Genomic DNA, 12440 nt, shown 5'->3' with positions numbered 1-12440 from the left:
TTACAGCCGCCCTCGGCACCCCGGTGGAGACAAAAAAGGACCTTAAATGCTGACTGTTCTTGAGGTGACGGACAGCCTTTCGTCGGATGACGAAAAGGCAGTGCGCGATCCGCTCGTCGCCTACAATATCGCACGTTTCGGCAAGAGCGACCGACGTGATCTTGCTATTCTCCTGCGCAATACGTCCGGCGCCGTCGAAGGTGGGCTCACCGGTTACACGGCCCGCGGCTGGCTTTACGTGCAGATGCTGTTCATTCCCGAAGAGCTTCGGGGACAGGGGCTTTCGCAGCGCCTGCTTGCCATGGCGGAAACCGAGGCGCAGACACGCGGCTGCATCGGCGCCTATCTCGACACCATGAACCCGGATGCCCGCACGGTGTATGAAAAAGCCGGATATCACCCGCTCGGTATGTTGGAGCATCTTGATGGTGGCCATATGATCACCTGGCTATGCAAGCGCTTTTAAAGCCTTCGGAGACTATCGATGCCGCAGACTGACAATGGCTGGTCTCAATCCGCCGCCGCCTGGACGACATCGCAGGGCGGTGACGGCGATTTCAGCCGGCAATTCGTGCTTGACCCCGCCATCGACGCGCTGCTTGAGGGCCGGCGTTTTCAGCGCGCGCCGGATGTCGGCTGCGGCGAAGGCCGGTTTTGCCGACGGCTCAAGGAAAAGCAGGGCATTCCAGACGTGACCGGCATCGATCCGACGCTGCCGCTGCTGAAAACCGCGCGGATGCGCGATCCCGATGGCGATTATCGGCAGGCGATGGCCGAGGCACTGCCCTTCGAGGATGACAGTTTCGATCTGGTCGTCAGTTATCTCACCCTGATCGATATCGCCGAGATCGAGAGGGCAATCGCGGAGATCGCCCGCGTCACGGCACCGGGAGGCAGCGTGCTGATTGCCAATCTCAACCCGTTCATCACCGCCTGCGGCGGGGCCGCCTGGATGCGCGATGGCAATGGCCGAAAGCTACATGTGAAGGTGGATCGATACCTGGAAGACCATGCCGACTGGCAGGAATGGCGCGGCATCCGCATCCTGAATTATCACCGGCCAATGAGCCGCTACATGACGCTGCTGCTCGCAGCCGGGCTGCAACTGGTATCCTTTGCGGAACCGCCGGCGATCGGCGGGCCGCAGGAGGCACGCGATTCCTATAACCGCGTGCCCTATGCGCATCTGATGGAATGGAAAAAGCCCTGAGGCCTATTCGGCAGCCGCTGCCAGCGCCATCGGCTGCCAGTCCTGCCAGGCGATGACGCCCTTCAGGCGCTTATGCACGTCATCGCCCATGGGCACCACCAGTACGCGGCCGGGGTCGACAGGGCCGGGAAAGGTCAGCGCGCCGTAGGACACTTTTTCAAAGCCGAGCGGCATGTAATAGGGGGGATCACCGACGAGGATCACCGCCTGCGAACCCTTGCGCCGTGCCGCCTCGATGGCGATGCGCACCAGTTCGCGCCCGATGCCGCGGTTCTTGTGCGAAGGGCGCACGGCCAGCGGCCCGAGCAGATGGGCATCCACGTCGCCGGCTTTCACCGCCGTCATGCGCACGGAACCGATGGTTTCGCCATCGTCGGCGCAGATGAAGGACAGCGACCGGTCATGCGGCCCCTGCTCGCGGATGCGGGCGGCAGCCTTGGTAAACCGGCCGGGACCAAAGGCCTCGGCATTGATCAGGTCGATGATGGCATCGTGGGAGGTGTCTTCAGTGAGGTAGACGAGGTCATGCTTGTTCATGATCAGCTAAAACCGGATAACGGACAGGACAAAGGAAGAGCGGCAGCACCCTTGGGCGCAGTGCAGGCTTTTCAGCGTCGTCGAAGTGTCCGGACCTGGATCATGAGATGATTTTTTCCTCGTTCGGCAAAGGGCATTATCAGCATTTTTTTGGGTCGTCCATGGAAAATCCGCCGGCGAAACACACTGTCACCCTCTGCGGCCTCGCATTTGCGGGCATTGGCTGCCAGAATGCAACAAAACCGGGAAGCCCGGTCAAAAGATCTGGAAGGAAACATCATGGGCATGCTCGTGGACGGCGTCTGGAAGGACGTCTGGTACGATACCAAATCCACAGGAGGCCAGTTCAAGCGCTCCGAATCGCAGTTTCGCAATTTCGTGACCGCCGATGGCGCGGCAGGACCAACCGGCAAGGCCGGTTTCAAGGCAGAAGCCGGACGTTATCACCTCTATGTGTCGCTCGCCTGCCCCTGGGCGCACCGCACGCTGATCTTTCGCCGGCTGAAAAAGCTGGAGGATCTGATTTGGGTTTCCGTTGTCCATCCGCTGATGCTGGCCAAGGGCTGGGAATTCAACCCTGAGGACGATGCGGCAGCGACGCCCGACCACCTCTTCGGCTCGGAGGCGCTGTATCAGGTCTATCTGAAAGCCGATCCGCATTACAGCGGTCGCGTCACGGTGCCCGTGCTCTTTGACAAGCACCTGCAGACGGTGGTCTCCAACGAATCCGCCGACATCATCCGCATGATGAACAGTGCCTTCGACGGCCTCACCGGCTCCACGGACGATTTTTATCCGCAGGCCCTTCGCGAAGACATCGATGCGCTCAATGCTGTCGTCTATGACACCGTCAACAACGGCGTCTACAAGGCCGGTTTTGCCACCACGCAGGACGCTTACGAGGGCGCGGTCAAGGCACTGTTTGCCACGCTGGACGCGCTGGAAACACGGCTGTCAACGCAACGGTATCTCGTCGGCAATCGGCTGACCGAAGCCGATATCAGGCTCTTCACGACGCTCGTGCGTTTCGATGCCGTTTATGTCGGCCACTTCAAGTGCAACATCCGCCGCATCGCCGATTACCCGAACCTGTCGGCTTACCTGCGCGACCTCTACCAGCATCCAGGCGTGCGCGAGACGGTGAATTTCTCGCACATCAAGAACCACTATTACCGCAGCCACGCGACGATCAACCCGACCGGCATCGTGCCCGTTGGCCCGGAGCTTGATCTGGATGCACCCCACGGGCGCGATACGCTCGGCGTTGCAGGCTGATCACCCGAACGGGAGGCGGCATCCTACCAGATATCAGCCTTCTGCGCCTCGCCGCTCAGTTCGCGAAGCCGCGCAAGCGTTGCGGTCGTGACCTTGTCCGGCAGCGCGTCGAGTGCGAAAAAACCGCATTCGACGATTTCCCGGTCCGCCGGGCGCGGCGCCGTCTGGCGCACATTGACCCGGTAGAACACCACATGGTCACGCCGGCTTGCGCCACGGTTCTGGTAGACATGGAAAAGCTCCGGTGCCCCCAGAATTTCCAGATTGCCTTCCTCGCGCAATTCCTTGGCAAGCGCTGCCGGCACCGTTTCGCCCCGCTCCACGCCGCCACCCGGCATATACCAACCGGGCACATAGGAATGGCGCACCAGAAAAACGCGGCCTTCTTCATCGAAACAGGCGGCTCTGACGCCAAGCGTCATGCCGCGCGTCACGGCAAACACCTTGTGCATCATGAACACCATAAGCCTGGTGCCGAAATTTGAAATTTCCGGAATGCCTTTACCGCTCATTGCCACCTTCCTGCCGACATGCCTTGCCCGCAGGGGTCCTTGGCTCTATGTCTCGACCCATGTTCAAGTTTGCGCATATCTCCGACATTCATCTGGGACCGCTTCCGCGTCTGACGCTGCGTGAACTGGCATCGAAACGCATCACCGGCTTTGTGAACTGGCACCGCAATCGTCGCAAGCACCTTCTGGTCAACACACTGGATCTGCTGCTGTCCGACATGCGGCTGAAGCAGCCCGATCACCTGATGATCACCGGCGATCTGGTCAATCTTGCGACATCGATCGAAATCCGGCTGGCCGGCGAATGGCTGCGTAGCATCGGCGAGCCATTGGAAACCACCGTCGTGCCCGGCAATCACGATGCTTATGTGCCCGGTGCCCATGATCGTTCGGTGCGTGAATGGTATCCGTTCATTGCCGGTGATGGCGCGCCGGAAGACTGGCCGGACGAGGAGCATGTGTTTCCGACCTATCGCCAGCGCGGCCCCATCGCCATCATCGGCTGCTCCACCTCCAATGCCACATTACCCTTTTCGGCCGGCGGCTTTTTCAGCGCGCGTCAGGCCCGCGAGACGGCAAACCTTTTGAACCGCGCCAAGGATGAGGGCCTGTTTCGCGTCGTGATGATCCATCACCCGCCGGTGCGGGGGGCCGCTCCCTCGCACAAGCGCATGATCGGCATCCGCCGGTTTGCCGCAGCGCTCTCCGTTGGCGGTGCAGAACTTGTGCTGCATGGCCACACCCATCTCAACACGGTCTATCAGCTGAAAACGCATCATGGTTCTGTGCCTGTGGTTGGCATCGCGTCGGCATCGCAGGGGCCCGGCGGCCATAAACCGCCCGCCGCCTATAATCTGTTTTCGCTCACCGGCGAGCCCGGCGCATGGAACCTTGCCTGCGATCGTTATGGCCTCACCCAGGCCGCCGATGCCATTGCGCTGGAAAAGCGCCATATTTTCTACGGAAATCCGCCGGACCTTTCGCTGCCTCCCGCAATTGAGGCACAATTCTGAGACAGCCTGGGGAAAGCCCGATCTGATTTGTTCCAGTCACCTAATGAAAGATCTTACCATCCAGCATTCAGGCCAGCGGTTCTCATGAGCGATAAAAACCCAAAGACGGATATCAGACGCGACCTGGTGGGCTTTCTGCCGCAGATCCGTCGTTTTGCCATGGCGCTGACCGGGGACGCCTCCGGGATCGACCAGCTGGTGGTGAAGGCCTGTGAAGAGGCGGTGGCCAAATCGCATCTGCGGCGCGGCGACCAGCGGCTGGATCTCTGGGTATTCACACTGATGCGCGTGCTGTGGAACAACGGCGCCTTTGCGCAAGGGCCCGGCAATGGCGACAAGCCGCAGGCCGGAGGTCTTCCCGAAGTGGGTTTTTCCAGCCATCCCGTGCTCGACAGCCTGCCCCACACCAGCGCACCTGTTTATCTGCTCTGCGCGGTAGAAGGTTTGAGTTACGCAGAGACGGCCGCCGTCATGGGCATCACGCCGGATGCGGTCGCCGTGCGCATGCTGTTATCCCGCCGGGAGCTGGCGGCACAGAAATCCCACGCCAGCGAACGCAGGGCCTGATGGATGGAAAGCCTTCGCAACGCCCCACTGGACATGCGCATTTCCGCCCTTCTCGATAACGAGATCAGCGAGCCCGAACGGATTGAACTGGAAGCGCTATTGGCCGCCGATCCCCAGGCTCGCGCGCTGAACGACATGCTGCGCAAAGCCGATGACGAAGCCCGCCTTGCCTTCAAGACCATGCTGAAGGAACCGGTGTCGCTTGATCTGGTGCGCTCGATCAAGACCGCAACACCGCCGCGACGTGCCGTGCGCCTGCCACAGGCGCGCCGCCCCCGCTGGCACCTGCGCCCCTCCTTCAGCCTCGTCTGCGCCGCCTCGCTGCTGATGTTCGGCTTTGGCACCGCTGCCGGATACATGGTGGCCGGGCGCCCGCATATGGTGACCTATGGCGACATGGCCGGTGATCCCGTGCGCGCCTGGCTGGACGATGTCGCCTCCTATTACCGGCTTTATTCCCGCCAGACCCGGCATCTCGTGGAAGTGCCGGCAAGCGAATCGGCCCATATCGTCGACTGGCTGATGGCAACGACCGGCGTCTCCTTCCGTATCCCGAACCTTGCTTCGGATAATCTCGACTTCGTCGGTGCCCGCCTGTTTTCAGCCGGCGGCCGTCCGGTTGGGCAACTGGTCTATCGCAACCGCGAGGGCGAGGTCATTGCGGTGTCCTTTACCAAGCTGATTGCGCCGCAGAGCCAGCAGCCAGACGCCCCGCCGCTTCGCCAGACCATCCGCGACGACATCGGCCTCGTCACCTGGCAGGGCCTGCAGGCAAGTTACGTCGTGACCGGCCCCTCCTCCGACGCCGAACTCGACACGCTTGCGGCGAAGATCGCCGGGATCATCTGATACGCTCACGCACTCGACGGGCGCAAATTCTATCGGGCAAAACGCCGGGCGCCGGCCACGCAGAGCACGACACCGAGCGTGACCACCAGCATCATCGGGCTCACCGGCTCATGCAGCAAAAGGCCGGCGAGAAGCAGGCCGAAGAATGGCTGCAGAAGCTGCAGCTGACCGACAGCGGCAATGCCGCCAAGTGCCAGTCCGCGATACCAGAAGACAAAACCGATCAGCATGCTGAACACCGAGACATAGGCAAGTCCGGCCCAGGCGCTGATGCTCACGGCAGACCAATCCGCCGGAAGGCTCGTCAGCGTGATTGCCAGCATCAGCGGCAGCGCAAGGACCAGCGCCCAGGAAATGACCTGCCAGCCGCCGAGCCGCCGCGAGAGCCGCGCGCCTTCCGCATATCCAAGCCCGCAAACGAGGATGGCCGCCAGCATCAGCAGGTCGCCGGCAAGTGTGCCGGCCCCGCCTGACACCAGCGCAAAGCCGGCAACGGCGGCACTTCCGAGCCCTGAAAACAGCCAGAACAGCGGCTTTGGCTGCTCACCCCCGCGCAGCACGCCAAATAGCGCGGTTGCCAGCGGCAGAAGACCGATGAAGACAATCGAGTGGGCAGACGTGATGGTTTTCAGCGCAAGCGCCGTCAGGAGCGGAAACCCCACCACAACGCCAGCGGCAATCACGGCAAGCGAAAGAAGATCGGCGCGCGCCGGGCGCGCCTCGCGCAGGCCCTTCAAGAGGAGTGCTGCCAAAACAGCGGCAATGACGGCGCGCGCCGAGGTGAGAAACAAAGGAGACAGATCCGCCACCGCCACGCGCGTTGCCGGAAGCGATCCGCTGAAGATCACCACGCCGGCAAGGCCGCACATCCATCCATCCACTGACGCTTTCATTGTCCCTCACTTGTCTGATCTTGCAAAGCAGGTCGTTTCCCGTTTCCACGGCTACCATATGCCAGAGCCGCTTTACGCCACTGCACTTGCCAGAGACAGCAACAGAGGCATACAATTTATCCAAACTGTACTGATGACAATGGAAATACAGGCGAGACATCAATGACCCGCAACCCCGCCGGGACACGCACAAAGGACGTCATGACGTCCATCCGCTCGCGGATCGGCAGCCGGGCGCTTCTGCCCGGCGACCGCCTGCCTTCGGTGCGTGCGCTTGCCGAGACGATGAAGGTGTCGGCCACCACGGTGGTGGAAGCCTATGACCGGCTGGTGGCCGAAGGCCTGATCCGGGCTCGGCGTGGCGCAGGGTTTTTCGTGGCGGAAAACACCACGCCGCCGCTTGCCCTTGCCCGCGCGGCAACGCCGCAGGCACGCGCCATCGATCCGTTCTGGGTGTCGCGGCAATCGCTCGATGCAGCGGGCGACGTGGCAAAGGCCGGCTGCGGCTGGCTTCCCGCCCATTGGATGCCGCAGGAGGCCATTTCCCGCGCCATGCGCCATCTTGCCCGCGCCGATCCTGCCCTGCTGTTCGACTACGGTGAGACGCGCGGCTCCGCCACGCTGCGCCGCCTGCTGTTGTCGCGGCTGGCCGACCAGGGCATTGCCGCCGGCCTTGATCAGGTTCTGCTCACGGCAACAGGCACGCAGGCGCTGGACCTTGTCTGCCGTTTCCTCCTGCGTCCCGGCGATACGGTGCTGATCGACGATCCCTGTTATTTCAATTTTCGCGCCCTTTTACAGGTGCATCAGGTCAAAGTGGTGAGCGTGGCCTACCTTGCCGACGGGCCGGATCTTGCCGCCTTCGAGGCCGTGCTTGTGGCGGAAAAACCGCGCCTCTACATCACCAATTCCGGGCTGCATAACCCGACGGGCGCGACCGTTTCCCCACAGACAGCCCACCGCCTGCTGAACCTTGCCGGCCAGCATGGCATCACTGTCATCGAAGACGATATCTTTGGCGATTTCCAGCCGGAGGCCGGTGCCACGCTTGCAGCGCTGGACGGCTTGAAACAGGTCATCCGGATCGGCAGCTTTTCAAAGACGCTCTCGGCCTCCATCCGCTGCGGTTACATCTTTGCCCGCCCCGACTGGATCGAGGGGCTGGCCGATCTTCAGGTTGCCACCAATTTCGGCGGACCAAGCCCGGTTTCGGCAGAGATCGTCGCTCATGTTCTCTCCGGCGGCAGCTACCGCAAGCACATGGAGGAATTGCGCCGAAAGCTTTCCCATGCGCGGCGCGATGTGAGCGAACGTCTGGCGCGGCTCGGTATCGAACCTGTTCTGACCCCACGCGGCGGCTTTTACCTCTGGTGCCGTTTGCCGGATGGCGCAGACTCTGCAAGTCTTGCGCAAAAGGCGCTGGCGTCAGGCGTCGTTCTGGCCCCGGGCAATGTGTTCAGCCTCAGCCAGACGGCAGGCGATAGGATGCGCTTTAACGTGGCGCAGATGCAGGACCCGCGCATCGACCAGGTGCTGGCAGAGGCCTTATCACAGACTTGCTGAAGGCGCCTTTCGAAGGATGCCGCTTGCCCGCGCCACGCAAAAACGCCCGGGCTTGCGCACCGGGCGTTCTGTTATCGGAAATGATGACCGCGATTACCGGCTGGCGATCACCCGGTTTGCCGCAGACACGATGGCCTCCAGCGAGGCCGCAACGATATTGGTGTTGATGCCGACACCGAACAGCTTGCCGCCGGCATGCTCCACCTCGACATAGGCGATGGCCGATGCGTTGGACCCATGCTGCAGGGAGTGCTCGGAATAATCGGCAACCGACAGTTCGGTGCCGAGATAGGTCGAGAGCGCATTGATGAAGCCATCGATCGGGCCGGTGCCCTTGCCCTCGATGCGCTTCACTTCACCATTGTCAGTGATCTCGGCGGAGACGACACGCACACCCTTGTGCTCCATGCCGGCCGGGTATGTCTGGTGGTCGACGAACTTGATGCGCGCGCTCGGCTGCTCGACATAATGCTGGAGGAAACGTTCGTGGATGCGCCTTGACGGCAGCTCCACACCCTCTTCATCGGTGATGCGCTGGATCTCCTCACGGAACTCCACCTGCAGGTTGCGCGGCAGGTTGATGCCGTAATCCTGCGAGAGGATATAGGCGATGCCGCCCTTGCCCGACTGCGAGTTGATGCGGATGATCGCCTCGTAGGTGCGCCCGACATCCTGCGGGTCGATCGGCAGGTACGGCACTTCCCAGACCGGCGAATTCGCCGTCTTGATCGACTTCATGCCCTTGTTGATGGCATCCTGGTGCGAGCCGGAAAAGGCAGTGTAGACCAGTTCGCCGACGTAAGGGTGACGCTCGGGGATGACCATCTCGTTGGAATATTCGTAGACGGCCTTGATGCGCTCGATATCGGAGCAATCCAGCTCGGGATCGACCCCTTGCGTGAACATGTTGAGCGCCAGCGTGACGACATCGACATTGCCGGTGCGCTCGCCATTGCCGAACAGCGTGCCTTCCACGCGGTCGGCGCCGGCCATCAGGCCGAGTTCGGTCGCAGCGATGCCGGTGCCGCGGTCGTTGTGCGGATGCAGGGATACGATGATGTTTTCGCGGTTGTCCAGGTTGCGGCACATCCACTCGATCTGGTCGGCATAGACGTTGGGCGTCGCCATCTCGACGGTGGAGGGCAGGTTGAGGATCAGCTTGTTTTCGGCCGTCGGGCGAATTTCGGCCGTTACGGCATTGCAGATTTCCAGCGCAACCTCGAGTTCGGTGCCGGTAAAGCTTTCCGGCGAATATTCGAAGCGATAACCGCCGCCAGCCTTTTCAGCCATGTCCATGATCATCTTGGCCGCATCGACCGCGATCTGCTTGATGCCGGGCACGTCTTTCGCAAACACCACGCGGCGCTGCAATTCCGACGTCGAGTTGTAGAAATGGATGATCGGCTTGTGGGCGCCTTCCAGCGCCTCGAACGTGCGGGTGATCAGTTCGGGCCGGCACTGCACCAGAACCTGCAGCGACACGTCTTCCGGCACGCCGCCTTCTTCCACGCACCAGCGGGCAAAGTCGAAATCGGTCTGTGAGGCTGACGGAAAGCCGATCTCGATTTCCTTGAAACCCATGTCCAAGAGCAGCTTGAACATGCGGGCCTTGCGATCATGCCCCATCGGGTTGACCAGCGACTGGTTGCCGTCGCGCAGATCCACCGAACACCAGATCGGCGCCTTGTCGATGATCTTGGAGGGCCAGGTGCGGTCGGGGATCTGGATCTGCGGATAGGCGCGGTATTTGCGCGATGCGTCGGGCATGCCCTTGATGCCGGAAGCGGTCACGGCGGTAGCGGAATTCTTGGCGTCCATGGTTCTTCTCCTTCGCGTCCAGCGTCGGCGCTTGTGCCTCAAGGCTGTTACAGCGCCGTGACGATGGATCAAGGCCTCATCAGAGGCTTTTGGTCTACAAATCGGGGAATTTCTGCGAGGAGCTTTGAGCCGACGGGCGCTTACGGCCGCCGGGCGCTCCTCAACGGACCCGGCAACCGCGGATAAGGCCGAGGAGAAGAAGCGAGTTTGGCACCGACGCGACAAAGCCGGCCGCAGGGCGGGCCGTCATTTCAGTCGCAGCAATAGATGTGCCGTTAATCGTCATGGGAACTTGATAGCGCGGGAAAGAGAGGAGTGCAAGCGGGTTATTCGGCGGCATCTTTCCGCTGGTCTTCCAGCTTTTCCGTCAGCCAGCTTTCCACAAGAGCGTCGCGCGAAAGCCCAAGCTCTTTGGCACGCCTCTCCAGCCGCAGCAGTGTTCCGCGCTTCACGGCAACCGTCATCTCCACCGGCTCCAGATTGGGGCGCGTCGCCTTGCTCCAGTCGACATAGGCACTGACATCCTCGCCATCGTCGAACTTCCGGTCAAATTCCTCAGCGGTTATTTTCTGCATAACGAAGCCTTTCCGCCAATCTGGCGCGCCTCACCGATATGATCCGGACGGCATTCCCGCGCATCGTATAGACACCGGTCCAAAGTTTCTCGCCGATGCGGCCAACGGTGATCCGCCGCAACTCAAGATCATGGCTTGCATCGGCATCAACACGAAAATCATCATACCACAAAGATTGCGCCTCCACGAAATCGATTCCGTGCTTGGCCTTGTTCATGTCGCTTTTTGCCGGATCGAATTCGAATTTCATCCGGCCATGAGATCACAACCAGCCGGAGAAATCGAGCGCGTTACCCCTTGGTCGCCACCCGCTTCAACCCCAGCATCACGGCCCCGGCAATCAGCCCCCAGAAGGCGCCGGAAACACCGGCGAAGGCAAGGCCGGAAGCGGTGACGAGGAAGGTGATGGCGGCGGCCTCGCGGGTTTCGGCATCGCGAAAGGCGGCCTGGGCGGAATTGGAAAAGGCGCCGATGAGGGCAAGGCCCGCCACGGCCTGCAACAGGATCGGCGGCGAGAGCGCAACGAAGGCGATGATGGCAGACGCCAGAAGCCCAAGCAGGATATAACCGACGCCGCCGATCAGCGCCGACCAGTAACGCCGCTTCGGATCGGCATGCGATTCTTCGCCGGCGCACATAGCTGCCGTAATGGCAGCCAGATTGACCGGCACCGCACCGAACAGGGCGGCCACAACCGAAAACAGGCCGGTGGACACAAACAGGTGGCTCGGCGCCGGCTCATAACCGTTGACCTTCAGGATGGCGATGCCCGGAATGTTCTGCGAGGCCATGGTGACAATGAACAGCGGCACGGCAACCGAGATGAAGGCATGCAGGCCGAAGACGGGCGCCACGACGATCAGGTCCGGGTGAATGGCGCCACCCAGCCGCGCAAACACATCCGGCGGCAGATCCACGCCAAAAACCAGTACGCCGACGAAGGCCGCCAGCGCCGCCGGCACCGCCCAGAGACGTTTCCAGATCACCACGATCATCCAGGCCGCCACGATCGGCAGGCCAAGCAGCGGGTTGAAGGCGATGGCCTTGACCGGGGCAAGACAGAGATTGACGAGAATTCCGGCAAGCATGGCATTGGCAAGCGGTGCCGGGATCATCCGCACGGCCTTGCCGAGCGGCGAAAACAGCCCTGAGAGCACAATGAGGCCCGCTGCCATGACGAAGGCGCCGACGGCTGCGGGAAAGCCGCCCTCGATGACGCCGATGCCGGTGAGAAGTGCTGCCCCGGGCGTCGACCAGGCAATGCTGATCGGCATGCGTTTCCAGATTGGCAGGATGATGCCGAGCAAGCCCATCAGCAGCGACAGCGCCAGAAGGGCAGACGCCACTTCCGGCGGTGTGGCCCCCATGGCCGTCAGCCCCTGCATGATGACGGCAAAGGAACTGATGAAACCGACAAATGCGACCAGAAGCCCCATGATCAGAGCCTGGACGGAAAAATCTTTCAGCATGCTGGAAACCCGGATAGGAGGCGAAAATGCCTGCCGTTTGAGAACCAGAATGGCGCCGGCTTGGCAAGCCGAAACGCCGGCAAATCGGTTCTTGCCCTGCCCCGGCAAAACCTCCGCGGACCGCCCGCCATGCGCTCGACGGGACCGAATTGCCTCCAG

The 12440-nt window shown here is 61.8% G+C and carries 14 protein-coding genes; 7 read left to right on the top strand and 7 right to left on the bottom strand.

Features of this window, described 5'->3' with window-relative positions; translation table 11 throughout:
• Positions 1-46 precede the first annotated feature (46 nt).
• Entirely contained in the window at positions 47-466 is a 420-nt protein-coding gene (locus AC4CWF_RS05960) for a GNAT family N-acetyltransferase (protein WP_491284208.1), read from the top strand.
• A gap of 18 nt (positions 467-484) precedes the next feature.
• A complete protein-coding gene (locus AC4CWF_RS05955; RefSeq protein WP_491284207.1) occupies positions 485-1210 on the top strand; it encodes a class I SAM-dependent methyltransferase in 726 nt (241 codons plus the stop codon).
• Between the two features lie 3 nt (positions 1211-1213).
• Here AC4CWF_RS05955 and AC4CWF_RS05950 read toward each other — a convergent pair whose 3' ends face one another.
• Positions 1214-1747 carry a GNAT family N-acetyltransferase gene (locus AC4CWF_RS05950; protein WP_491284206.1) on the bottom strand — a complete coding sequence of 178 codons (534 nt, stop codon included), beginning with the start codon at positions 1745-1747 and terminating at the stop codon, positions 1214-1216.
• A 279-nt stretch (positions 1748-2026) separates the two neighbouring features.
• Here AC4CWF_RS05950 and AC4CWF_RS05945 point away from each other — a divergent pair, with 279 nt between their 5' ends.
• The gene (locus AC4CWF_RS05945) at positions 2027-3022 is read left to right on the top strand and encodes a glutathione S-transferase family protein (RefSeq protein ID WP_491284205.1); all 996 of its coding nucleotides are present in this window, start codon (positions 2027-2029) and stop codon (positions 3020-3022) included.
• Positions 3023-3045: 23 nt separating this feature from the next.
• Here the strand turns inward: AC4CWF_RS05945 and AC4CWF_RS05940 are convergent, their stop codons facing one another.
• A complete protein-coding gene (locus tag AC4CWF_RS05940) occupies positions 3046-3534 on the bottom strand; it encodes an NUDIX domain-containing protein (protein ID WP_491284204.1) in 489 nt (162 codons plus the stop codon).
• 59 nt (positions 3535-3593) lie between these two features.
• Between AC4CWF_RS05940 and AC4CWF_RS05935 the strand changes: the two genes are divergently transcribed.
• The 3 genes from AC4CWF_RS05935 (at position 3594) to AC4CWF_RS05925 (ending at position 5963) form a co-directional block, all read left to right on the top strand.
• Positions 3594-4547 carry a metallophosphoesterase family protein gene (locus AC4CWF_RS05935; protein WP_491285243.1) on the top strand — a complete coding sequence of 318 codons (954 nt, stop codon included), beginning with the start codon at positions 3594-3596 and terminating at the stop codon, positions 4545-4547.
• 84 nt (positions 4548-4631) lie between these two features.
• Complete coding sequence (locus tag AC4CWF_RS05930; protein WP_491284203.1) at positions 4632-5114, top strand: sigma factor-like helix-turn-helix DNA-binding protein; 483 nt, start codon at positions 4632-4634, stop codon at positions 5112-5114.
• A 3-nt stretch (positions 5115-5117) separates the two neighbouring features.
• Positions 5118-5963: an anti-sigma factor family protein gene (locus AC4CWF_RS05925; protein ID WP_491284202.1), complete on the top strand. Its 846-nt coding sequence runs from the start codon at positions 5118-5120 to the stop codon at positions 5961-5963.
• Positions 5964-5992: 29 nt separating this feature from the next.
• Here AC4CWF_RS05925 and AC4CWF_RS05920 read toward each other — a convergent pair whose 3' ends face one another.
• Positions 5993-6856 carry a DMT family transporter gene (locus AC4CWF_RS05920; RefSeq protein WP_491284201.1) on the bottom strand — a complete coding sequence of 288 codons (864 nt, stop codon included), beginning with the start codon at positions 6854-6856 and terminating at the stop codon, positions 5993-5995.
• A 162-nt stretch (positions 6857-7018) separates the two neighbouring features.
• On the opposite strand from AC4CWF_RS05920, the gene AC4CWF_RS05915 reads away from it, so the two are divergent.
• Complete coding sequence (locus AC4CWF_RS05915; protein WP_491284200.1) at positions 7019-8419, top strand: aminotransferase-like domain-containing protein; 1401 nt, start codon at positions 7019-7021, stop codon at positions 8417-8419.
• Positions 8420-8512: 93 nt separating this feature from the next.
• On the opposite strand, the gene leuA is transcribed toward AC4CWF_RS05915, so the two are convergent.
• The 4 genes from leuA to AC4CWF_RS05895 form a co-directional block, all read right to left on the bottom strand.
• On the bottom strand, positions 8513-10237 hold the full coding sequence (gene leuA, locus AC4CWF_RS05910; RefSeq protein ID WP_491284199.1) for a 2-isopropylmalate synthase: 1725 nt from the start codon (positions 10235-10237) through the stop codon (positions 8513-8515).
• Positions 10238-10563: 326 nt separating this feature from the next.
• The gene (gene brnA, locus AC4CWF_RS05905; RefSeq protein ID WP_491284198.1) at positions 10564-10812 is read right to left on the bottom strand and encodes a type II toxin-antitoxin system BrnA family antitoxin; all 249 of its coding nucleotides are present in this window, start codon (positions 10810-10812) and stop codon (positions 10564-10566) included.
• Complete coding sequence (locus AC4CWF_RS05900) at positions 10793-11062, bottom strand: BrnT family toxin (RefSeq protein ID WP_491284197.1); 270 nt, start codon at positions 11060-11062, stop codon at positions 10793-10795. The genes brnA and AC4CWF_RS05900 overlap by 20 nt, the downstream gene beginning before the upstream one ends.
• Before the next feature lie 40 nt (positions 11063-11102).
• The gene (locus tag AC4CWF_RS05895) at positions 11103-12281 is read right to left on the bottom strand and encodes a benzoate/H(+) symporter BenE family transporter (protein ID WP_491284196.1); all 1179 of its coding nucleotides are present in this window, start codon (positions 12279-12281) and stop codon (positions 11103-11105) included.
• Positions 12282-12440: the final 159 nt, after the last annotated feature.

The sequence above is a fragment of the Neorhizobium sp. PAMB6630 genome, assembly GCF_058242775.1.
The sequence above is the reverse complement of the archived record's forward strand: the minus strand, read 5'-3'. Positions and strand labels throughout refer to the sequence as shown.